Annotated in this window: 9 protein-coding genes; 8 read left to right on the top strand and 1 reads right to left on the bottom strand. The window is 72.3% G+C overall.

Going from position 1 to position 23737, the window contains the following annotated elements:
* The first annotated feature begins 44 nt into the window (after positions 1-44).
* The 5 genes from H0X91_RS21270 to H0X91_RS21250 are packed head-to-tail and all read left to right on the top strand — an operon-like array spanning position 45 to position 5809.
* Positions 45-1052, top strand: coding sequence for a TauD/TfdA family dioxygenase (locus H0X91_RS21270; RefSeq protein ID WP_006486082.1), 1008 nt, complete (start codon positions 45-47; stop codon positions 1050-1052).
* Positions 1052-1900 carry an ABC transporter ATP-binding protein gene (locus tag H0X91_RS21265; RefSeq protein WP_006486076.1) on the top strand — a complete coding sequence of 283 codons (849 nt, stop codon included), beginning with the start codon at positions 1052-1054 and terminating at the stop codon, positions 1898-1900. Before H0X91_RS21270 ends, H0X91_RS21265 begins: the two co-directional genes overlap by 1 nt.
* The gene (gene fhuB, locus H0X91_RS21260) at positions 1897-3987 is read left to right on the top strand and encodes a Fe(3+)-hydroxamate ABC transporter permease FhuB (protein WP_196433314.1); all 2091 of its coding nucleotides are present in this window, start codon (positions 1897-1899) and stop codon (positions 3985-3987) included. The genes H0X91_RS21265 and fhuB overlap by 4 nt, the downstream gene beginning before the upstream one ends.
* Positions 3984-4784 (top strand): siderophore-iron reductase FhuF, encoded by an 801-nt coding sequence (gene fhuF, locus H0X91_RS21255; RefSeq protein ID WP_059723580.1) that lies wholly within the window; start codon positions 3984-3986, stop codon positions 4782-4784. The genes fhuB and fhuF overlap by 4 nt, the downstream gene beginning before the upstream one ends.
* Entirely contained in the window at positions 4781-5809 is a 1029-nt protein-coding gene (locus H0X91_RS21250; RefSeq protein WP_196433313.1) for an ABC transporter substrate-binding protein, read from the top strand. Before fhuF ends, H0X91_RS21250 begins: the two co-directional genes overlap by 4 nt.
* A 191-nt stretch (positions 5810-6000) precedes the next feature.
* Here the strand turns inward: H0X91_RS21250 and H0X91_RS21245 are convergent, their stop codons facing one another.
* Positions 6001-7746 (bottom strand): cyclic peptide export ABC transporter, encoded by a 1746-nt coding sequence (locus H0X91_RS21245; protein WP_006499077.1) that lies wholly within the window; start codon positions 7744-7746, stop codon positions 6001-6003.
* A 272-nt stretch (positions 7747-8018) separates the two neighbouring features.
* Here H0X91_RS21245 and H0X91_RS21240 point away from each other — a divergent pair, with 272 nt between their 5' ends.
* From H0X91_RS21240 to H0X91_RS21230, 3 genes are read left to right on the top strand one after another with little or no spacing between them, the layout of a single operon-like run.
* A complete protein-coding gene (locus H0X91_RS21240; RefSeq protein WP_196433312.1) occupies positions 8019-17687 on the top strand; it encodes a non-ribosomal peptide synthetase in 9669 nt (3222 codons plus the stop codon).
* Between the two features lie 9 nt (positions 17688-17696).
* On the top strand, positions 17697-22694 hold the full coding sequence (locus tag H0X91_RS21235; RefSeq protein ID WP_196433311.1) for a non-ribosomal peptide synthetase: 4998 nt from the start codon (positions 17697-17699) through the stop codon (positions 22692-22694).
* A complete protein-coding gene (locus H0X91_RS21230) occupies positions 22684-23721 on the top strand; it encodes a GNAT family N-acetyltransferase (protein ID WP_046337228.1) in 1038 nt (345 codons plus the stop codon). Before H0X91_RS21235 ends, H0X91_RS21230 begins: the two co-directional genes overlap by 11 nt.
* Positions 23722-23737: the final 16 nt, after the last annotated feature.

Raw genomic sequence — 23737 nt, 5'->3', positions numbered from 1 at the left:
CTGCTGCGCCGCGTGTGCGGCGCGCCACCTGAAGAGGACGTTGCATGACCCTGCTTTCGTTGCCGACGCTCGACGACCTGCGTATCGAGCCGGGGCTGCCCACCGTCGTGTCGCCGCGCGGCAACGACGGGATGTCGATCGACGACGTCGCGCCGCTGGCGCGCGAGATCGCGGCCGACACGCTCGAACGGGCGGGCGGTGTGCTGTTCACGGGCTTTCACGTGCCGTCGATCGATGCGTTCCAGCAATTCGCGGCCTCGTTCGGCGATCCGCTGATCGGCTATGAATACGCGTCGACGCCGCGCAGCCAGGTCGAAGGCGCGGTCTACACGTCGACCGAATACCCGCCGCACCGCGCGATTCCGCTGCACAACGAGCAGTCGTACACGCGCGAATGGCCGCTGCGGATCTGGTTCCACTGCGCGCTTGCCGCGCCGAAGGGCGGGGCGACGCCGATCGCGGACAGCCGTGCCGTGTACCGCGCGCTCGATCCGGCGCTCGTCGCGCGCTTCGAGAAGCGCGAGCTGCTGTACGTGCGCAATTTCGGGCAGGGGCTCGACTTGCCGTGGCAGCAGTCGTTCGGCACCGACGAGCCGGCCGAGGTCGAGCGGATGTGCGCGGCGCGCGGCATCGAATGCGCGTGGCGCACCGACGATGACGGCGAACTGCTGCTGCGCACGCGCGAACGCTGCCAGGCCGTCGCGCGTCATCCGCGCACCGGCGACCGCGTATGGTTCAACCAGGCGAACCTGTTTCACCTGTCGGCGCTCGACGACGACATGCAGGAAGCGCTCGTCGACGCGGTCGGGCTCGAGAACGTGCCGCGCAACGTGTACTACGGCGACGGCGAACCGCTGGAAGCCGACGCGCTCGCGCAGATCCGCGGTGTGCTCGACCAGCAGCGCATCGTGTTCCCGTGGCGCACCGGCGACGTGCTGATGCTCGACAACATGCTGACCGCGCATGCCCGCGACCCGTTCGAGGGGCCGCGCAAGGTCGTCGTCGCGATGGCGCAGAGTTACACGGTCCCGCGCGACCGAACGGAGGATTGATGACGCGTAGTACCGCCGCGCTTGCCGCGCGCGGGCTGTCGGTGGGATATCGCGACCATGTCGTGATCGACGGGCTGGACCTGTCGATCGCGGCCGGCCGCGTGACCGCGCTGTGCGGACCGAACGGCTGCGGCAAGAGCACGCTGCTGCGCACGCTGGCGGGCCTGCAACCCGCGCGTGCCGGCCATGTCGAAGTGAACGGCCGACCGCTCGCGTCGTTTCGCCGTCGCGCGCTCGCGCGCGAGCTGACGATGCTCGCTCAGTTCAACCAGATTCCGTCGGGCCTCACGGTGCGTGAGCTCGTCGCGTACGGGCGCTATGCGTACGGCGGCTTCCTGCGCGGCCTGTCGCGGGCCGATCAGGCGGCGATCGACGAAGCGCTCGACACGAGCGGCCTCGCGGACGATGCGGAGCGCGACGTCGGCGCGCTGTCGGGCGGCGAACGCCAGCGCGCGTGGATCGCGATGGCGCTCGCGCAGCAGGCGCCGATCGTGCTGCTCGACGAGCCGACGACCTATCTCGACATTCATCACCAGCTCGACATCCTCGATGCGCTGCGTGCGCTGAACCGCGCACGCGGACTGACGATCGTGTGGGTGCTGCACGACCTGAACCAGGCGGCCGCGTACAGCGACGAGATCGTGCTGATGCGCGCGGGCCGTCTCGTCGCGCAGGGCACGCCCGACGCGATGCTCGACCCGGCGCGGTTGCGCGCGGCGTTCGGCGTCGAGATGCTGAAGCTCGCGCATCCGCAGACGGGCGCGCCGATGTGCGTACCGGCCTACGGACCGTCGACCGACGGCGCGCCGCAGGCGTCCGCCGTCTTCGACCGGGATCTCGCGGTATGACGACGTTCGCGATGCGCAAGCGCCTCGCGGCGACCGGCAAGGGGACGACGACGGGGCGGGCCGGCGCGATTGCGTGCGGCCTCGTCGCGTTGATCGCGCTGCTCGCGGCGCTGCGGATTGCTCCCGATCTGCGCGTGTGGTGGGGCGCGGCGCCCGGCAGCGATGCCGCGTCGCTCGCGCACGTGTTCCTGTTCGACCTCAATCTGCCGCGCGTCGCGGCCGCGCTCGTCGCGGGCGGCTGCCTCGGCATCGCCGGCGCGCTGTTCCAGTCGCTCACGCGCAATCCGCTCGCATCGCCCGACCTGCTCGGCGTGACGGGCGGCGCCCAGCTCGGCCTGCTCGCGGCGATGCTGGTGCCGGCGCTGGCCGGCGTCGCGTCGGTGCCGCTGCTGTTCGTGTGCGGGCTCGCGGCGGCTGCGTGCGCGATCGTCGCGGCGGGTGGCTGGCGCGCGACGCCGTTGCGGCTCGTGCTTGCCGGCAGTGTGTGCATGCTGCTGTTCGCCGCGCTGTCGACGCTCGTGCTCGCGTTCTTCGAACAGAACATCGCGGGCGCCGCGCTGTGGACCAACGGCAGCCTGTACCAGCCGGGCGCGACGGGCCTCGCGCTCGCCGCGCGCTGGCTCGTCGTGCCGCTCGCCGCGCTGCCGTTCGTGATCCGGCCGCTGAATCCGCTCGCGCTCGGCGACGATGCGGCGGCCGCGGCCGGCGTGCGCGTCGATGCGACGCGGCTCGCCGCGACGATCGTCGCGGTCGCGTTCACGAGCGTGGCCGTCAGCATCGCGGGCCCGCTGTCGTACGTCGGCCTCGTCGCGCCGAACCTGCTGCGCCAGGTGCGCGGCGCGCGCGCGGCGCGGCTCGGCGTGCTGGTGCCGTTGTCGGCGCTCGCCGGCGGCGCGCTGGTGCTGATCACCGACAGCGCGGTGCTCGCGTCGGGCCTCGACGCGACGCTGTCGACCGGCGTCGCGATCGCGCTGGTCGGCACGCCGCTGATGCTCGCGATGATCCGGCGCGGCGCCGCGTGGTCGGGCGTGCTGCATGCGGATGCCGAACGCGCGGCGGGCGGCGGCGCGACGCGGCTCGTCGGCTGGCTCGAACGGCTCGGCTGGCCGCTGCGCACCGCGTTGTTCGTCGTGGCGGGCGTGCTGGTGGTGTGGGTCGGCGTGTCGGCCGGTCCCGAGTGGCTGTCGCCCGCGCGCTGGTTCGCCGCACTGTCCGGTCACGATGCGCTCGCGCGCATGCTGATCGACCTGCGCATGCCGCGCCTGCTGTGCGCGCTGCTCGCCGGCGCGTTGCTGGCGGTCAGCGGCGTCGCGATGCAGAGCGTCGTGCGCAATCCGCTCGCGGGCCCCGAAGTGCTCGGCGTCACGCAGGGCGCGGGGCTCGTCACGCTGTTCGCGTTGTCGACGTGGCCGCTGATGGGCCACGTGACGCTGGCCGCCGCCGCGCTGATCGGCGGCGGGCTGTCGCTCGCGATCACGCTCGCGCTGAATCACCGGCATCGCTACGCGCCGCTCGCGGTCGCGCTGACCGGCATCGTGATCGGCGCGTTGTGGACCACGCTCGCGCAATGGCTGATCACGCAGGAAAGCGTGCAGCCCGCGCGCTTCGTCGTGTGGCTCGTCGGCGGCACGTACGGCCGCAGCTGGGGCGAGGTGTCGATGCTGCTGCCGTGGTGCGTGCTCGCGGTGCCGGTGTTCGCGTGGCTCGCGAAACCGCTCGACATGCTCGCGCTCGGTGACGACCAGGCGGCCGCGCTCGGCCTGCCGGTGGCCGCGCTGCGACCGCTCGCGCTGACGATCGCGACGCTCGCCGCGTGCGCGGCCGTCGCGGCGGTCGGGCCGGTCGGCTTCATCGGGCTGATGGCGCCGCACGTCGCGACGATGCTCGGCGCGCGCCGGCATCGCACGCGGCTGTGGCTCGCGGCGGCGTGCGGCGCGCTGATCCTCGGGTTGGCGGATCTCGCGGCGCGCACCGTCGTCGCGCCGCGCGAAGTGCCGGCCGGCGTGCTGACCGCGCTGATCGGCGCGCCGTACCTGCTGGGGCTGCTGATTCTCGAGGGGCGCCGCGCCCGGCGCGCGGGACGATGACGCCGGCGCTCGACGGCGCGCGCGCCACGCGCTTTTCGGCGTTCGCGCCGCCACCGTTCGCCGAACACCTCGACGTCGTGTGGCTCGGCATGCCCGACGACGCGCATGGGCCGGGCCGCGTCGTCGTGCCCGTCAGCGCGTTGCCCGCGCACCGCGACGCCGTGCTCGCCGCGATGGTCGACCATTACGGCGGCGATCCGGCGCAGCATGCGCGCGCGCTGATGTCGCAATGGAGCAAATACTATTTCGGCCGCGCGGCGCCGGCCGGTGTCGTCGCCGCGCTGACGCTCGGCCGGCCGCTCGACATGACGCCCGAGCGCACGTTCGTCGCGCTCGACGACGGGATGCCGGCCGCGCTGTATTTCGCGGCGGATGCGCTCGGCGCGCCGTGCGACGATCCCGCGCCGCGCTATGCGGGGCTGATCGCGCATCTCGGCGCGGTGATCGATCTGCTCGCGGCGATGGGCCGCGTCACGCCGCGCGTGCTGTGGAGCAACGCGGGCAATCTGCTCGACTACCTGCTCGATACCTGTCGTTCGTGGCCGTGCGCGGCCGATCCCGTCGGCGACGCGCACTGGCTGTTCGGTTCGACCTGCATGCGTGGCGAATCGAATCCGCTGCGCATGCCCGTGCGCGATGCCGTGCCGCGCTCGCCGCTGCTGCCGACGCCGTTTCGCGCGCGCCGCGTGTGCTGCCTGCGCTACGAAATTCCTGGAGAAACGCAACTGTGTGGAAGCTGCCCCCTGCTACTGACGATGGACGACGCGGCGCTGGCCGAGCAGGACGCGATCCGGTGACGCACGCCGGCCGCCGGCATGCGCTCGGTGCGCTCGCGGCGGCACTCGGCGCCGTGTGCTGCGGTGCATTTCCCGCATCGGCGGCGGCTGCCGTTTCCGCGGCCGGAGGCGCAGGCGGTGCGCACGGCGGCGTGTCGCTGGCCGGCAATCCCGTCGTGTCGCAGGTCAGCGCGAAGATGCCCGTGTGGCCGCAGCGCGTGGTCGCGCTCGACTTCATGTTCGCGGAAAGCGTGATCGCGCTCGACCTCGTGCCGGCCGGGATGGCCGATACGGCGTTCTACCCGGGCTGGCTCGGCTACCGCAGCGAGCAGCTCGCGCACGTGACCGACATCGGCTCGCGGCAGGAGCCGGGACTCGAGGCGATCGCGGCGGTCAAGCCGGATCTCATCATCGGCGTCGGCTTCCGGCATGCGCCGATCTTCGACGCACTCGACCGGATCGCGCCGACGATCCTGTTCCAGTTCAGCCCGAACGTGTCGGAAGGCGGCGTACCGGTCACGCAGCTCGACTGGATGCGGCAGATCTTCCGGACGATCGGTGCGGTGACGGGGCGCGACGCGCGCGCGCAGGCGGTCGAAGCGCAACTCGACGCCGGCATCGCGCGCAACGCGGCGCGGCTCGCGGCCGCGGGCCGCCACGGCGAGCGCGTCGCGCTGCTGCAGGATCTCGGCTTGCCCGATCGTTACTGGGCGTATACGGGCAACAGCACGTCGGCGGGCCTCGCGCGGGCGCTCGGGCTCGATCCGTGGCCGAAGAAGCCGACGCGGGAAGGCACGCTATACGTGACGTCGGCCGATCTGCTGCGGCAGCGCGACCTCGCCGTGCTATTCGTGACCGCGTCGGGGATGGACGTGCCGTTGTCGTCCAAACTCGATTCGCCGGTGTGGCGCTTCGTGCCCGCGTTGAAGGACCATCGGATCGCGCTGATCGAACGCAACATCTGGGGGTTCGGCGGGCCGATGTCGGCGCTGAAGCTGGCCGACGTGATGACCGATACGATGCTGAAGCTGCCGGCCGTGCGTTGAGCGCGCGGTGCGCGTCGAGCCGCGGGCGATGCGACGTTTGACGGGCAGGGCGTTGTGATCGGCCCGACGACGCATGGCGTCCGCCTTTCCTGGTCGCCACACGTCAGCGGCTGAACTCCCCGCTGAAACGACCATCGCCGGCACACTGCCACTGCAGCGTGCCGGCGATTTTTTCATCGACTGTCGTCGTGTTACGCGCTCAGCGCATCGACGCCATCCTGCGCACGCAGGCGCGCCGGTTGCGTGTCGCTGACGATACGTCCGTTGTCGAGCTTCAGCAGGCGATCGGCGAGATCGAAGTAGCGGTCGTCGTGCGTGATCACGATCACGGCCTTGCCGCGCGCGCGCAGCTCCGGCAGCAGTTGTTCGTAGAACACCGCCTTGAACGACGGGTCCTGGTCGGCCGCCCATTCGTCGAACAGGTAGAACGGACGATCTTCCAGGTACGCGACGACGAGCGCGAGCCGCTTGCGCTGCCCGGTCGACAGCGCGCGCGTCGAGAACGCGCCGTCGACCACCTTCACCTTGTGATCGAGCGCGAGTTTCGCGACGAGCGCGTTCGCTCGCGCATCGGCCTGCGCACGCGACGGATCGTCGGGATCGACGATGCCGAGCAGCGCATCGAACAGGTGGAAATCGTTGAACACCGCGCTGAAGCGCTGCCGGTAGGCCGCGCGCTCGCGCCAGCCGATCGTGCGGCCGTCGACCTCGATCGTGCCTTGCTCGGGCTCGTAGAGCCCCGTCAGCACCTTCGCGAGCGTGGTCTTGCCGCTGCCGTTGCCGCCGACGATGAACACGAGCTCGCCCGGCTTGATCGTCAGGTCGATCGGCCCGATGCTGAACATCCGTTCGTCGCGTTCGTGGAAGTACGCGTGCGTGACGCCGCGCAGCGTGACGGCGCCGGCCGGCGGCACGTCGGGCGCATCGGCCGCGGGCGGCACCGTGCGCAGCGCGCCGAACTCGGCCATCACGCCTTCGATCCGCGTGAGCGACACGCGCGCCGCGTTGACGGTCGGCAGGTTGTTCAGCAGGCCGTCGAGCGGCACCAGCATGAACAGGAACACGACGACGTAGCCGGCGGCCGCGGCCGGGTCGGCATGCACGCCGAGCTGCGGCCAGAACGACGCGACGCCGAGGAACACGTAGAACAGGAAGATGATCCAGCCGACCCCGACCGCATACGCGCTGAACGCGCGGCGGCGGTGGTCGCGCACTTCGCCGATCGCGGCGCCGAGCTGGCCGTCGACGAACTGGCGGGCGCGCGCATCGTGCAGCTTCAGCTCCTTCGCGCCGGAGAACAGCGAGCCGAGATAGCCGAACAGGCGGTCCTGCGCGTGGCCGGCGGCTTCGAGCGACGCGATCGCCCGGCGGTCGCCGGTGTGATAGCCGAGCGAGCCGGCGATGATCGCGGCCAGCGCCAGCAGGCACACGGGCCACGACAGCCACGCCAGATAGCCGAGGCAGCCGAACACGATCGAGCCGTGCATGACGAGGTTCGGCAGCGCGAAGAACAGCATCGACACGTTGGTCGCGTCGTCGGTCAGCACCGACTGCACGGGCGCGGCGCCGATCCGCTCGATGTCGCGCAATTCGGCCGCGCCGACGCGCCGCGCCAGATGCACGCGCAGCCGCGCCATCGTGTCCTGCGACAGGCGGGCGAACAGCGTGCCCGACACGATCCGCGTGACGAGCGCGATCACCGCGCACAGCGCGAAGCGCCACGCGAGCGACGCATCGGCGGCGCCCGGTTGCGACAGCGCGCGGTTCAGCGTCGCGACGAGCAGCACGCTCGCGACGCCGTTCAGCACGCAGGCGGTGAGCGCCAGCGTGAGCGACACACGGCTTTCGCGCAGCAGCGCAAGGATCAGGCGCGCCGCGGGGCGGCCGGGGGAAGCGTCGAGGGACGGCGGGGAAGAAGGCTCGTGGGCGGCTGTCATCGGCAACGTCGGTAAAGGGAAGGCAGGCAATCAAGCGGAAACGGCAAATCTGACGCGAAAGCGGCGGGCGGGGCGCGCCCCATTCCCGGCTTTCCTCCCTGATAGACGAACGGGCCGCGCAAATATTTAGCCCCATCGTCAAAAAAAGCCGCCGCACGCACTTTGCACGCAAAACGGTAAAAAATCGGCCGCGCCGTTCGTCACACCAGTGAAGCCGCCCCAAGCGGCCCCGAGACTTGGCCGAAGCGGCCGGACCGAAGGACTTCACGCACATGACGAGTTTCCCGACTGCGCTGCATCACCGAATCCGCGAACTGGCGCGCCTCGCGCCCGACGCACCCGCCATCGCGGTGCCTTTCCAGAACGACCTGCGCCTGTCGCGCGGTGCGCTCGACGCACGTGCATCGCAGCTCGCGCGGCAACTGCGCGCGGCCGGCGTCGGCGCCGAAGTGCGGGTCGGCGTGTGCGTCGAGCGTTCGGGCGAACTGTTTGTCGCGCTGCTGGCCGTGCTGAAGGCGGGCGGCGTATTCGTGCCGCTCGATCCGCGCCATCCGGCCGCGCGCCTCGACTGGATCGTGCAGGATGCGCAACTGCGGCACGGCATCGTCGACGCCGCCGGCCGCGCGGCGCTCGGCACGCCGTTCGAACACGCGTTCGACGCGACCGCCGACGCATCGGGCGTCGCGCAGGATCATGCGTTCGATGACGACACCGTGGCCGTGCACCCGCGTTCGGCCGCGTACATGATCTATACGTCGGGCTCGACCGGCACGCCGAAGGCGGTGGTCGTCGAGCACGGGCCGCTCGCCGCGCACTGCGACGCGCTTGCCGCCGCGCTGCCGATCGAGGCCGGCGACCGTCTGCTGCATTTCGCGTCGGTCAATTTCGACGCCGCGCACGAATGCTGGCTCGCGCCGCTGGCGGTCGGCGCCGGCATCGTCGTCGCGCCGCCGCAGCCGTTCGCGCCGGTCGACGCGCATGCGCTGATGGTGCGCGAAGCCGTGAACGTCGCGGCGTTTCCGCCGGCATACCTGCGTGAATTCGCGGCCGTCGCCGCGCGCGACGGCGTGCCGCCGGCATTGCGCGTGCTCGCGTTCGGCGGCGAGGCGCTGCCGCAGCAGGCATTCGAATTCGTGCGCCGCACGTTCCCGGCCGTGCGCCTGATCAACGGTTACGGGCCGACCGAGGCCGTGATCTCGCCGATGCTGTGGCCGGTCGAGCCGGGCGAGACGCCGGTGCTGGCCGCGGACGACGCGTATGCGTCGTTGCCGATCGGTAGCGTGATCGGCCCGCGGGTCGCACGCATCGACGGCGCCGAAGCCGATGGAGTGGGCGAGCTGCTGCTCGGCGGTGTGTGCGTCGCCCGCGGTTATCACGGCCGCCCGGCGCTCACGGCCGAACGTTTCGTTCCCGATGCGGACGGTGAGCCCGGCGCGCGCGTTTATCGCACCGGCGACCTGGCACGCCTGCGCGACGACGGTGCATACGATTATCTGGGCCGCCTCGACGATCAGGTCCAGGTGCGCGGCGTACGCGTGGAGCCGGCGGAAATCGCCGCGTGCCTGCGCTCGCACCCGGCCGTGGCGGACGCGGCCGTGATCGCCGATACCGCTAACGGGCCGACGCGGCTGATCGCATGCGTCGCGCTGCGCGCGGCGGTCGACGATGCCGCGTTGAAGGCGCACGTGGCCGCGCAGTTGCCGGCTGCATGGCAGCCGCACCGGTTCGTGCGTTGCGACGCGCTGCCGTACACGCTGAACGGCAAGCTCGACCGTGCCGCGCTGCGCGAGCGGATTGCCGCCGCGCGCGATACGACGCAAGCCGCCGGCGATGCGCCACGCACGCCGACCGAACGGCAGATCGCCGGTCTCTGGCAAACGCTGCTGAGCCTCGACGTCATGCCGTCGCGCGACGATCGTTTCTTCGCGCTGGGCGCCGATTCGCTCGCCGCGATGCAGTTGCAGGCCGCGATTCGTGCGGCCGTTCGTGTGAATCTGCGGCTCGATACGCTGTTCGCCGATCCGGCGCTCGCCGAGCTGGCCGACACGGTCGACCGTGCGGAACGCGAGACCGGCGAACCGCTCGCCACGATTACCACGCGCCGTGCGCCGGCCGCCGTGGCCGCGCCGTACGTCGATCGTGCGGCATCGCTCGCGCAGCAACGTTTCTGGGTGCTCGCGCAAACGCGCGACGCAAGCGCCGCGTATCACATCGCCGCACACTGGACGATCGACGGCGTGCTCGACCGCGACGCGCTGCAGCGCGCGCTCGATCACGTGATCGGCCGTCACGAAGCGTGGCGCACGACGCTCGTCGACAACGACGACGGCGTCGTGATGCAGCGGATTCATGCGCATCTGCCGGTGTCGATCGCCGCGGTCGACCTGCGCGATCAACCGCCGGCCGCCCGCGACGCGCACGCCGCGCGTCTGGCCGAGCGCGATGCGGCCGAGCCGTTCGACCTCGCACGCGGCCCGCTGCTGCGCGCGACGCTGGTCGTGCTCGCCGACGACCGTCACCGGCTGCTGCTGACCGCGCATCACGCGATCACCGACGGCTGGAGCTCGCGCTGCGCGTTCGACGAACTGTCGGCCGCGTATTGCGCGTATGCCGAAGGGCGCGAGCCGTCACTGCCCGATCTGCCGATCCAGTACGCCGACTACGCGGACTGGCAGCGCGACATGCTGGCCGGCGGCGAGGGCGAGCGTCAGCTCGACTACTGGCGCGGCGCGTTGCGCGACGTGCCGGGCCCGCTCGCGTTGCCGGTCGACCGCCAGCCGGGCGCCACGCGCACGCTGCAGGGCGCCCGCGTGTCGGTGCGCCTGCCCGATGCGGTCGCGGCCGACGTGCGGCAACTCGCACGGGACGCCCAGGCGACCGTCTTCACGGTGCTGCTGGCCGCGCTCGACGCGTGGCTGTCGCGCGTGACCGGTGAAACGGACGTCGTCGTCGCGGTGCCGGTCGCGCATCGCCAGCGCCCCGAAACGCGTGCATTGCTGGGTCTGTTCCTGAATACGGTCGCGCTGCGGGTACGCGTGGCGCCGACGCTGCCGTTCCGCGAGCTCGTCGACGCGGCGCGCACCGCGGCGCTCGATGCGGTCGCGCACCAGGACGTGCCGTTCGAGCGCGTCGTCGATGCGGTGAAGCCGCCCGTCAAGCGCGGCGACGAATGGCTGCGCGTGAAATTCGCGCAGCAGTTCGACGCACGGCACGACAGCGTGCTGCCGCGCGCCACGGCGGTCGCGACGCCGGGGCCCGATCTCGCCGCGCGCTTCGACTTCGCGCTGGATTTCACCGACGATGCGAACGGGATCGAACTGGTCGCGGCCTATGCGACCGACTGCATCGATGCCGATACCGCGCGTGCGTGGCTCGACAGCTATGCGGCGCTCGTCGGCGCGGCCGCGCACGCTCCGCAGCATACGACGGCCGCGCTGCCGTGCGATGCGTCGGCTGCATCGCGCCAGCCGCGCGACGGTCGCGCGCTGCGTATCGAGCATGCCGACATCGTCGCCGCATTCGCGCGGCAGGCGGCTGCCTATCCGCATCGCGTCGCGCTGTCGGACGCATCGACTTCGCTGACGTTCGCGGAACTCGACGACGCATCGAACCGCATCGCGCGGGCACTGGCGCAACGCGGCGTGGCCGCCGAAGCGGCCGTCGTGGTCTGCATCGAGCGCTCGACACGGTTCGTCGTCGGCCTGCTCGGCGCGCTGAAAGCCGGCGCGCTCGCCGTGCTGCTCGACCCCGCCCAGCCCGCCGCGCGTCTCGCCGCGGCTGCCGCCGACTGCGACGCGCGCTGGGCGCTCGTCGCGGAACCGGCCGCGTGGCCGGCCGGCATCGACGCGCAGCCGCTCGACGTCGACGCGCTCGCGCAGGACGCGACGCTCGCTCATGCGGCCGGCGTGCGCGTTGCGCCGCACCCGGAACAGGGTGCATACCTGATCTATACGTCCGGCTCGACCGGCACGCCGAAGGGCGTCGTCGTATCGCATGGCGCGCTGGCCGACTATGTGCAGGGGATGCTCGACGAACTCGCGTTCGCGCCCGATGCGTCGTTCGCAATGGTGTCGACGGTCGCGGCCGATCTCGGCCACACGACGCTGTTCGGCGCATTGTGCGCGGGCCGTACGCTCCATCTGCTGCCGGCCGCTTGCGCATTCGATCCGGACCTGTTCGCCGACGAAATGCGCCGCCGTGAAGTCGGCATGCTGAAGATCGTGCCGAGCCATCTGCAGGCGTTGCTCGACGCGCGCGTGCCGGCCGACGTGCTGCCGCGCCACGCGCTCGTGACGGGCGGCGAAACGCTCACGTGGGCGCTCGTCGCGCGCCTGGCCGCGCTCGCGCCGGCGTGCCGCGTGATCAACCATTACGGGCCGACCGAAGCGACGGTCGGCGCGATCGCGTGCGACACGGCGTCGATTGCCGCCGACGCGCGCGATCCCGCGAGCGGCGTGCCGCTCGGGCTGCCGCTGCCGAATGCGCGCGCGCTGGTGCTCGACGCGTTCGGCGCGTGCGTGCCGGCCGGCGCGACGGGCGAGCTGTATCTGGGCGGGCCGGGCGTCGCGCGCGGCTACCTCGGACGCCCGGCGCAAACCGCCGAGCGCTTCGTGCCCGATCCGTTCACGCCCGGCGCACGGCTGTATCGCACGGGCGACCGCGTACGGCTGCGTACGGACGGACGCCTCGCGTTCCTCGGCCGGATCGACGATCAGGTGAAGATCCGCGGCTACCGCGTCGAGCCGGGCGAGGTGAGTGCGGCCGTGCGTGCGGCCGGCCCGATCGCGCAGGCCGAAACGCTCGCGATCGAGCACGATGGCCGCCTGCGGCTCGCGACCTTCGTCGTGATGCGCGACGGCGCGGCATTCGACGAAGCCGCGGTGCGCGCGGCGCTCGCCGCGAAGCTGCCCGACTACATGGTGCCCGCGCAGTTCGTCGCACTGGCGCGCCTGCCGGTGACCGCGAACGGCAAGATCGATCGCGCGGCGTTGCGCGAACTCGCAGCCGTGCCGGTTGTAGTCGCATCCAGCGATGCGCCGCAGGGCGCGGTCGAAACGGTGCTCGCCGACGTCTGGCAGGCCGTGCTGAAGGCGCCGAAGGTCGGCCGCGACGACAACTTCTTCGAACTCGGCGGCGATTCGATCCTCGTGCTGCAGGTGATCGCCCGTGCGCGCAAGCGCGGCGTGCGCTTCACGCCGAAGCAACTGTTCGACGGGCCGACCGTCGCCGAACTCGCGCGCGTGGCGAAAATCGATGACACGGCCGTTGCCGCGCAGCCGGCGAGCGCGGTTCCGACCGCGACCGCGACTGCCACGGCCTCGCCGGCTGCCGCCGCGATCCTGACGCCCGCGCAGCAGCGCTTCTTCGCGCTCGATATGCCGCACCGCGGCCACTGGAACCAGTCGGTGTCGTTCGATGTGCGGGGCGCGTTCGATGCAGACGCATTCGCCCGCGCATTCGACGCGGTGCTCACGCATCACGATGCATTCCGCCAGCGCTTCGCACGCGGCGCCGACGGCACGTGGCACGCGAGCGATGCGGCGAAACCGTACGATGCGCTGCCGTTCATGGAAGTCGCCGCACGCGACGAAGCCGACGCGCTGGCACGCTTCGACGCGCTGCAGCGCCGTCTCGACCTCGGCAACGGGCCGCTCGCGTGCGCGTGCGCGGCACGGTTGCCGGACGGTTCGACCCGGCTTTATCTCGCGATTCACCACGCGATCGTCGACGGCGTGTCGTGGCGCATCCTGCTCGACGACCTGGACAGCGCCTATCGCGCCGCATGCGAGCGCACGCCGGTTCGCCTGTCGCAGCCCGGCCTGCGCGCGGACGCCTGGGCCGCACGGCTCGCCCGCGCGGCAACGGAACCGGCGTCGCCGTTCGCGGCCGAAGCCGCCTACTGGGCCGGCATGGCACAGGGCGACGACATCGTGGCCGATCACCCCGACGCGGCGGCGACGAACGCCGATGCGGCCGTCGTCGTGCAGACGATCGACGCGGCATTGACGCGCGCCGCGCTGACCGACGCGCACGCGGCCTATCGCACGCAGACGATCGAGCTGCTCGGCGCGGCGCTCGCGCTGGCGCTGGCCGGTGCGCGCGGCGCCGCATCGTGCCGGGTCGAACTGGAAGGACACGGCCGCGAAGCACTGTTCGACGATGCGGACGCCAGCCGCACGATCGGCTGGCTGACGAGCCATTACCCGGTGACGCTGCCGGTCGAAGAGACGGCCCGCGACACGCTGTACGCGGTCAAGGACACGCTGCGCGCGGTGCCGCACAAGGGGCTAGGCTTCGGCGTGCTCGCACACTATGGCGATGCAGCCACGCGCGCGGCGCTGGCCGCCGTGCCGCGCCCGCGCGTCACGTTCAACTATCTCGGCCAGTTCGACGCGCCGCGCGAGGCGACGCTCGTGCCGCGTTTCGGCGGCACCGGCACCGAGCGCGATCCGAACGGACCGCTCGGCAACACGCTCGCGATCCATGCGTACCTCGACACGGACGGCGACGGCGCGCGCACGCTGAAGGTCCATTGGGTCTACGGTGCGCCGCAATTCGAACGCGCGACGATCGACGCATTCGCCGAACGCTTCGCGGCCGCGCTGCGCGAACTCGTCGACGCCTGCGCGTCACGCGTCGCGCATCGCGGCGCCGGCGCGACGCCGGGCGATTTCCCGCTCGCGCAGGCCGCCGGCCTCACGCAGGGCGCGATCGAACGCGCGCCGCTCGACTGGCGCACGATCGACGACGTGTATCCGCTGTCGCCGATGCAGCAGGGCATCCTGTTCCATGCGCTGTTCGCGCCCGGCCACGCGAGCTACGTGAACCAGCTCGTCGCGACCGCGACGGCGCTCGACGCCGACCGGCTCGTGGCCGCGTTCGACGCGTCCATCGCGCGTCACGACATCCTGCGCACGAGCGTGATGCCGGACGAAGCCGCGCCGCTGCAGTGCGTGCATCGTCACGCGCGCATGCCGGTCGAACAGCTCGACTGGCGCACGCGCGGCGACACGCTCGACGCCGATTTCGACGCCTGGCTCGCGGCCGACCGCACGCGCGGCTTCGACTGGCGCGAGCCGCCGCTGATGCGGCTCACGCTGATCCGCGTGACGGACGACGCGTGGCGGGTCGTCTGGACGCGTCACCACGTATTGCTCGACGGCTGGAGCACCGCGCGCCTGCTCGCCGACGTGCTGCGCGACTATCGCGACCCGGACGCCGTGTCGCCGTTCGCGAGCCGTCCGGCATTGCGCTATCGCGATTTCATCGCATGGCTCGGCACGCGCGACCGCGACGCCGACGAACGCTTCTGGACCGGGCGCCTGGCGCGGCTCGACGCACCGACGCTGATCGCGGAACGCACGGCCGACCGCGCGGAAGCCGAGATGGCCACGTGGCGCGCGACGCTCGATGCCGACACGATGACGCGCGTCGCGCAGACTGCCCGCGCGCTGAAGCTGACCGTCAACACGCTGGTGCAGGGCGCGTGGGCGCTCGCGCTGCAACGGATGACGCACCAGCCGGCCGTCGCGTTCGGCGCGACCGTCGCGGGCCGTCCCGATGCGCTCGCGGACGTCGATTCGGTGCTCGGTCTTTTCATCAACACGCTGCCGGTCATCACCGCGCCGGCGCCGCAGCAATGTGCGGCCGACTGGCTGCACACGCTGCAGCGCGAGAACGCGGCCGCCGCCGAACACGCGCACACGCCGCTCGCCGACATCCAGCGCTGGGCGCGCGGGTCGGGCGGCGCACTGTTCGACACGCTGGTCGTGTTCGAGAACTATCCGGTCGACGAGTCGGTGCGCGACGCCGATCCGCGCGCGCTGGCGTTGAGCGGCGTGCGCAGCATCGAAGCGACCGATTTCGCGCTGACGCTCGTAATCGAGAGCGGCGCCGAACTGACGATCGACTACGGGTACGACACCGCACGCGTCGATGCGCGTCAAGTCGAGACCTGGCATCGCGCGTTTGCCTGCGCGCTCGATGCGCTGGCCCGCACGCCGGACGCGCGGCTCGGCACGTTGTCGATCGCCGATGAGGCGACCCGCGACGCGCTGGTACGTGCGCAGGACACCGCGCGGACCTGGCCGCCCGGGCAACGGCAGCCGCTGCACCTGCAATTCGTCGATGCGGCACGCGCGACGCCCGACGCGATCGCACTCGAGTACGCGGACACTCACGGCCGCGTGCAGCGCGCGACCTATCGCGAACTCGACGCCGCCACGTCGCGCATCGCGGCCGCGCTGCGCCGGCGCGGCGTGCGGCCCGACACACCGGTCGCGCTGTGCGTCGAACGTTCGTTCGACATGGTGATGGCGCTCGTCGGCGTGCTGAAGGCCGGCGCCGCGTACCTGCCGGTCGATCCCGACTATCCGGCCGAGCGCATCGCATACCTGCTGCGCGACGCGCGGCCGGCCGTCGCGATCACGCAGGCGCATCTGCGCGAGCAGGTCGAGGCCGCGCTGGGCGAGGACGCCGACACGCAACTGCTGACGGTCGCGGATCTGCTGGCCGACGAAGCGGACGATGTCGCCGATGAAACCGCGGCGATCGACGACGCGCAGCTCGCGTACCTGATCTACACGTCCGGCTCGACCGGCAAGCCGAAGGGCGCAGGCAACACGCACGGCGCGCTCGCGAACCGGATCGCGTGGATGCAGCATGCGTACCGGCTGACGCGCGACGACGTCGTGCTGCACAAGACGCCGTTCGGCTTCGACGTGTCGGTGTGGGAATTCGTGTGGCCGCTCGCGATCGGCGCGAAGCTCGCGATCGCCGCGCCCGGCGACCACCGCGATCCGGCGCGTCTGGCTGCCGCGATCCACGCGCACGGCGTGACGGTGCTGCATTTCGTGCCGTCGATGCTCGCCGCGTTCGCCGCGCATCTCGACGATTTCTCGGCCGCCGCGCAATGCGACAGCGTGCGCCTGATCGTCGCGAGCGGGGAGGCGCTGGCGCCCGAGCTCGTCGCGAAGATGGCGCGCCTGTTGCCGAACGCGACGCTCGTGAACCTGTACGGGCCGACCGAGGCCGCGATCGACGTGTCGCACTGGACCTGCGGGCCCGACGACGCGCAAGCGGTCGCGGTGCCGATCGGCCATCCGATCGCGAACCTGCAACTGCACGTGCTGGATGCCGCGTGGCAGCCGGTGCCGGCCGGCGCGACCGGCGAACTGTATCTCGCGGGCGCGGGCCTCGCGCGCGGCTATCTCGGCCGTCCCGCGCTGACCGCCGAGCGGTTCGTACCCGATCCGTTCGTGCCGGGCGCCCGCATGTACCGCACCGGCGACCTCGCGCGCCGGCGCGCGGACGGCGCGCTCGACTACCTCGGCCGGGTCGACACGCAGGTGAAGCTGCGCGGTCAGCGGATCGAGCCGGGCGAGATCGAGGCGCTGCTGCGCGCGGCGCCGGGCGTCAACGATGCGGTCGTGATCGTGCGCGACGAGCAACTGATCGGCTATGTCGCCCGCGGCGAGGCCGGCCCGCTCGACCGTGCGGCGCTGCTCGACGCGCTGCGCGCGCAACTGCCGGCGTACATGGTGCCGTCGCAGCTGATCGAGCTCGACGCTTTACCGGTCACGCCGAACGGCAAGTGCGATCGCCATGCGCTACCCGCGCCGGTGCGTGAAGCGGCCGACGCCGTCGAACTCGCGACCGACACCGAGCGCGCGCTCGCTGACATCTGGCAACGCGTGCTGCACGTGGACGCGATCGGCCGCGATGGCGATTTCTTCCTGCTCGGCGGCCATTCGCTGCTCGCGACGCAGGCCCACGCGCAGGCCAACCTGCACTGGGGCCTGGCGCTGCCGCTGCGCACGCTGTTCGACACGCGCACGCTGGTGCGCTGCGCGGAAGCGATCGACGCGGCCTGCGCGGCACGCGGCGCGACCGATGCGGCGAGCGCGATCGACGCGCTGCTCGGCGAACTGGAAACCCAATAAGGACGACGGATGACGAAGGTGCAACCCGACTGGCTCGCGCTCGCGACGCGTTTCGCGCAACTGCCCGACGCGCAGCGCGCGGTCTTCATCGACAAACTCGGCGCGGCCGGCATCGACTTTCGCGTGCTGCCGATCCCGCCGCGCACGCCGCGTACCGACCGCGTGCCGGCGTCGTTCGCGCAGACGCGGCTGTGGCTGCACGCGCGGCTGATCGATGCGCCGGACGCGTATCACATCACCGAGCGCCTGGCGCTGACGGGCCCGCTCGACGTACATGCGCTGCGCCTCGCGTGCGACGCACTGATCGCGCGCCATGAAGCGCTGCGTACGACTTTCGACGAAGCGCAGGACGGCGTCGCGCAGACGATCCACGCACCGCTGCGCTGCCCGTGGCGCGAAACCGATCTCGAAGCGTTGCCGGACGCGCAACGCGTAGCGCGCGCGGAAGCCGTCGCGACGGCCGACGAGGCCGAACCGTTCGATCTCGGCACGGCGCCGCTCGTGCGCGCGCATCTGGTGCGCTTCGACGCGACGCATCACTGGCTCGCGCTGACCGTCCATCACATCGTGTCGGACGGCTGGTCGTCGGGCGTGATGCTGTCCGAACTCGCCGCGTTCTATCGTGCGTATGCGTCGGGCGAACCGGTGCCGCTCGCGCCGTTGCCGATCCAGTATGCCGACTACGCGCTGTGGCAGCGCCGCTGGCTCGATGCCGGCGAGCGCGACCGTCAGCTCGCGTTCTGGCGCGAACGGCTCGATCCGCAGCGCGGTGTGCTGACGCTGCCCGGCGCGAGCGCCCGGCCGGCCCGGCGCAGTGCGCGCGGCGCGCGTCATGTGTTTTCGCTCGACGCGCGCCTCGGCGCGCAGCTGCGCGCGTTCGCGGCCGCATCCGGCGCGACGCCGTTCGCGGTGCTGCTCGCCGCGCTCGATGCGCTGCTGGCGCGCGCGACCGGCGACGCGCGGATCTGCGTCGGCGTGCCGGCCGCGAACCGCGAGCGCGCGGAAGTCGCCGGCCTGATCGGCTTCTTCGTCAATACGCTGGCGATCGACGTCGACGTGCCCGCGCACGGCGATTTCTCGTCGCTGGTCGAACGCACGCAGCGCGCGCTCGTCGACGCGCAGATGCACCAGGACGTGCCGTTCGAACAGGTGGTCGACGCGCTCGGCGTGCCGCGCAGCGCGAGCCACCATCCGCTGTTCCAGGTGATGGCCGCGTATGGCGAACGCCGCGCGCTGCCGGCGCTCGGCGCGGCGTCGGCCGCGTTGCTGCCGTCCGGCACGCCGTCCGCGAAGTTCGACCTGACGCTGTCCGTCGAAGCGACGCCGGACGGCACCTTCGACGCCGCCTTCATCTACGCGCTCGACCTGTTCGATGCGGACGCGATCGCACGGCTGGCCGCGCGCTTCGTCACGCTGCTGACCGATGCGCTCGCGCGTCCCGACCTGCCGATCGGCGATCTCGACTGGCTGCCGGCCGACGAACGTGCGCAGCTGTTCGCATGGAACGCGCCGGCCGGCGCGACCGATGCCGAGCCGTTCGTGCCGGTGCATGCACGCATCGCCGCGCATGCGCACGCACGGCCCGACGCACGCGGCGTCGCCGACGTCGATCGCGCGTTGACGCGCGGCGAAGTCGATGCCCGCGCGGCGCGCCTCGCGCGCCATCTGGTGGCGGCCGGCGTGCGGCCCGAGATGCGCGTCGGCGTCGCGCTGCAGCGTTCGGTCGACCTGCTCGTCGCGCTGATCGCGGTGCTGAAGTCGGGCGCCGCGTTCGTGCCGCTCGATCCGGCGCATCCGCGCGAACGGCTCGCGCAGATCGTGGGCGACGCGAACATCGCGCACGTGCTGACCGACGGCGCGAGCGCCGCGTCGTTGCCCGAATTGCCGGAACTGCGCGTGTGGCGCGCGGACGCAATCGATACACTCGACGAAGCCGCGCACGTCGCGCTGCCGGACGTGCTGCCCGGCCATGCGGCGTATGCGATCTACACGTCGGGTTCGACCGGCAAGCCGAAGGGTGTGATCGTCGACCACGCGTCGTTCGCCCTGCATTGCGCGGCGATCGCCGAGCGCTACGGCGCGGGCGAGAACGACGTGTTCCTGCTGTTTCAGTCGGTCAATTTCGACGGCGCGCACGAAGGCTGGTTTTCGCAATACATGTCGGGCGCCGCGGTGTCGGTGACGGCCGACGTGCTGTGGCCGCCCGCGCAGACCTGCGCGATGATGATGCGCGACGGCGTGACGATGACCTACGTGCCGCCCGGCTGCGCGGCACAGCTCGCCGAATGGGCGCTCGCGCACGGCGCACCGCCGACGCTGCGTTCGCTGACCGTCGGCGGCGAGGCGACGTCGCGCGAGGCGTTCGCGATGCTGCGCCGCGCGCTGCCGAACGTGCGCGTGGTCAACGGTTACGGCCCGACCGAAACGGTCATCACGCCGACGCTGTGGATGTTCCGGCCCGGCGACGATCTCGCGAAACTCGGCGACGCCGCGTATCTGCCGATCGGCACGCTGGTCGGCGCGCGCACCGCGCACGTGCTCGACGCGCGGCTGCATCCGCTGCCGGTCGGCGTGATCGGCGAACTGTACCTGGGCGGCGAGGGCATCGGCGTCGCGCGCGGCTATCTCGATCGCCCGGCGCTGACGGCCGAGCGTTTCGTGCCCGATCCGTACGGCGCGCCGGGCGCGCGGCTGTACCGTACCGGCGACCTCGTGCGGCGCCGCGCGGACGGCGTGTTCGATTTCATCGGCCGCGTGGATCACCAGGTGAAGCTGCGCGGCCTGCGCATCGAACTCGGCGAAATCGAAGCGCAGCTCGCCGCGCACGACGCGGTGCGGGAAGCCTGCGCGGTCGTGCACGGGCAGGGCGCGCTCGCGCAGCTCGTCGCGTATGTCGAATTGACCGCGGAGGCGCAGGCGGCCGCGCAGCCGGTCGAAGCCGCGACGCTCGACGCGCACCTGCGCCGCACGCTGCCCGATTACATGGTGCCCGCGCAACTGATCGTGCTCGATGCGCTGCCGCGCAACGCGAACAGCAAGGTCGACCGTGCGCGGCTGCCGGCGCCGGTGCGCGTCGAACGCGCGTACGAGGCGCCGCACGACGGCGACGAAGCCGCGCTCGCGGCGATCTGGTGCGACGTGCTGAACCTGGAACGCGTCGGCCGCGGCGATCACTTCTTCGATCTCGGCGGCCATTCGCTCGCGGCCGTGCGTGTCGCGACGCGCGTGGCCGAACGGCTCGGCCGCGACGTGCCGGTGCGTGCGCTGTTCGAGGCGCCCGTGCTCGCGCAATACGCGCGGCAGGTGGCCGATGCGCCGCGCGCCGCGCATACCGGCGCCACGGCGCCAGGCGTCGCCGTGGTCAAACCGGACGCCCACGGCGTGTGGCCGCTGTCGCCCGCGCAGCTCGGCCTGTGGTTCCTGTGGCGCGCGCAGCCGGACAGCGCCGCGTACAACATTCCGGTTGCGTTGCGCGTGCGCGGGCCGCTCGATGTCGATGCGCTGCGCGCCGCGTTCGCGGAGGTGGCAGCCGGGCATCCGGCGCTGCGGGCACGGCTCGTCGTCCGCGACGGCGCGCTGCCGGGCCAACGGATCGACGCAGACGTTGCCGTCGCGCTGCCAGTGATCGACCTGTCGACGCAAGCCGATGCACTGGCCCGCGCGGCCGCGCTGACCGATGAGGATGCGCTCGCGCCGTTCGACCTCGCGACCGACGCGCCGCTGTGGCGCGCCCGCGTGCTGCGGCTCGCGGCGGACGATCACGTGCTGTCGGTGACGATCCACCACATCGTGTCGGATGGCGAATCGATCGAGCTGTGGCTCGACGCGGTGCGCGCCCGCTATGTCGCCCGCGTGCAAGGCAGCGCCGTGCCGGCCGACGAAGCCGATCAGCCGGCCGTCCGACCGGCCGTCCCGCTCGTGCTCCCCGCGCCGTGCCATCCGGCGCGTGTCGCGTACTGGCGCGATGCGCTCGCCGATCTGCCGTCGCGCGTGCTGCCACAGCGCGCCGACGCGCCGGCGGTGCCGCAATGGCGCGCGGCCCGCATCGCGTTCGAATTCGATGCGCAGCTGATTCGCGCGGCACGCGACGCCGCGTCGGCCTCGCACGCGACGCTGCCGATGCTGCTGCACGCGGCGCTCAACACCGCGCTGTTCCGCGCGACGGGCGTGGCCGACCAGCCGGTCGGCGTGCTCGCGTCGACGCGCGAGCTCACCGGCGACGCGGCCCGCGCGGCGCTCGGCCTGTTCATCAACTCGGTCGTCGTGCGCACGCGGATCGACCCGGCCGCGCGCCGCGCGGACGTGCTCGCGCAGGTGCGCGACACGGCGCTCGCCGCGTATGCGCATGCCGACGTGCCGTTCGCCGACGTCGTGGCCGCGCTGCGCGCGCCGCGCGCCGCGCAGGCCAATCCGCTGTTCCAGGTGATGTTCAACTACCTGCGCCCGACCGGTGCCGCCGCACGCGACTGGGCCGGCCTGTCGCTGACCGAATTCGACGACGTGCGCCATCGCGTCGTGTTCACGCTGGAGCTGGACGTCGTCGAGCATCCGGACGGCCGCGTGAGCGCCGCGTTCTCGTATGCGGACGAACTGCTCGCGCGCGACTTCGTCGAGGCGCTCGTCGAGCTGTACCACGACGAAGTCGCGCGTTTCGCCGGCGCGTCGGAAGCGGCGCTCGGCGCGCCTGATGCCCGTGCAGCCGCGCAGGCTGCGTTCGGCGCCCACGTCAACGCGGTAACGCGGCCCGACGCCATGCCGTCGCATGCAGCCGCCGTGCTCGCCGCGCTGTGGTCGGACACGTTCGCGACGGCCGCTCCCGAGCCCGATGCGGATCTGTTCGAAGCCGGCGCGACGTCGTTCGACGTCGTGCGCTTCGTCGACGCGGCCGGCCGCGCCGGTCATGCGCTGACGGTCGCCGACGTGTTCGCGGCGCCGACGCTCGCGGCACTCGGCGCGCGGCTCGATGCCCAGGCGGAAACGGGGCAGGAGGCGCGCCATGCTGGCTGAGGTCCGTCCGGACGGATTCACGATGCTCGATACCTACCGCCTCGCATTCGCGGACGGCCTGTTCGCCGTGCGCGACGGCGCGGAAATCCGCGTCGCGCACGGCGACGGCATCGGCGCGCAGTTGCTGCGCGCGCAGCTCGGCGACGACGGCGCGCTGCGCCTCGTCGCCTACAACCATCGCGCGGCGCCGGCCGACCAGCGGCGGGCGCTGCTGGCCGCACTGGCCGCGGCGTTTTCGGACAGCGCGTGCCACGCGGCGATCCGGCTCGACCCGGCCGCCTGGCCGGCCGTCGCGCTCGACGCGCTGCGTGCGAGCGGCGTGCTCGCCGACGGCGGCCGCTGCCTGCGCGATGGCTGGGCGCAACAGGCCGACCTGTGGCGCGTCGGTCTGCATTTGCCGTGCGCGACGCTGCCGACGATCACCGACGGCCGGCGTCATCCGCGCCGGCCGCCCGCGCCGCGCGGCGAGGTCTACGCGCGCGACCTGCCGGCGCTCGGCGTGCGCTTCACGCTGCGCGGCTGGCAGCCGGCGGAGGACGCCGAGCGGCTCGCCCGCTGGTTCGACGAGCCGCGCGTGCGCGACGGCTGGCCGGGCGCACCGCCCGCGCAACGCGGCGCGGAAGACCGGCAGCCGCAGGAAGCCGATCCGCATGTGACGCCGCTGATCGGCTGTTTCGACGGCGAGCCGTTCGCGTATTTCGAGGCGTTCTGGCTGAAGGAGGACGCGCTCGGGCCGCACGTCGCGGCGTGCGACTACGACCGCGGGCTGCGGATGCTGGTCGGCGAGTCGCGCTGGCGCGGCCCGCACCGCGTGGCCGGCTGGCTGCCGTCCGTCGTGCATTACCTGTTTCTCGACGACCTGCGTACCGAAGCGGTCGGCTGTGCCGTGCCGGCCGGCCACACGCGGGTTGCCGACCATCTCGCGCGGCATGGCTTCGCGCGGCAGCGCCGTCTCGCGCTGGCCGACGCGCAGCCGCTGTGGATGCGCACGCTGCGCGAGACGTTCTTCTCCGGCCGTCACGTCTGACGGGCCGGATTCACCG

The organism is Burkholderia sp. 9777_1386, from assembly GCF_015712265.1.
Taxonomy (GTDB): domain Bacteria; phylum Pseudomonadota; class Gammaproteobacteria; order Burkholderiales; family Burkholderiaceae; genus Burkholderia; species Burkholderia cenocepacia.
The sequence above is the reverse complement of the archived record's forward strand: the minus strand, read 5'-3'. Positions and strand labels throughout refer to the sequence as shown.

Excerpts from the sequence above, each read along its gene's own strand:
- H0X91_RS21270 (WP_006486082.1), top strand. The coding sequence starts at position 45 with ATGACCCTGCTTTCGTTGCCGACGCTCGACGACCTGCGTATCGAGCCG.
- H0X91_RS21265 (WP_006486076.1), top strand. The coding sequence starts at position 1,052 with ATGACGCGTAGTACCGCCGCGCTTGCCGCGCGCGGGCTGTCGGTGGGA.
- fhuB (WP_196433314.1), top strand. The coding sequence starts at position 1,897 with ATGACGACGTTCGCGATGCGCAAGCGCCTCGCGGCGACCGGCAAGGGG.
- fhuF (WP_059723580.1), top strand. The coding sequence starts at position 3,984 with ATGACGCCGGCGCTCGACGGCGCGCGCGCCACGCGCTTTTCGGCGTTC.
- H0X91_RS21245 (WP_006499077.1), bottom strand. The coding sequence starts at position 7,746 with ATGACAGCCGCCCACGAGCCTTCTTCCCCGCCGTCCCTCGACGCTTCC.
- H0X91_RS21240 (WP_196433312.1), top strand. The coding sequence starts at position 8,019 with ATGACGAGTTTCCCGACTGCGCTGCATCACCGAATCCGCGAACTGGCG.
- H0X91_RS21235 (WP_196433311.1), top strand. The coding sequence starts at position 17,697 with ATGACGAAGGTGCAACCCGACTGGCTCGCGCTCGCGACGCGTTTCGCG.
- H0X91_RS21230 (WP_046337228.1), top strand. The coding sequence starts at position 22,684 with ATGCTGGCTGAGGTCCGTCCGGACGGATTCACGATGCTCGATACCTAC.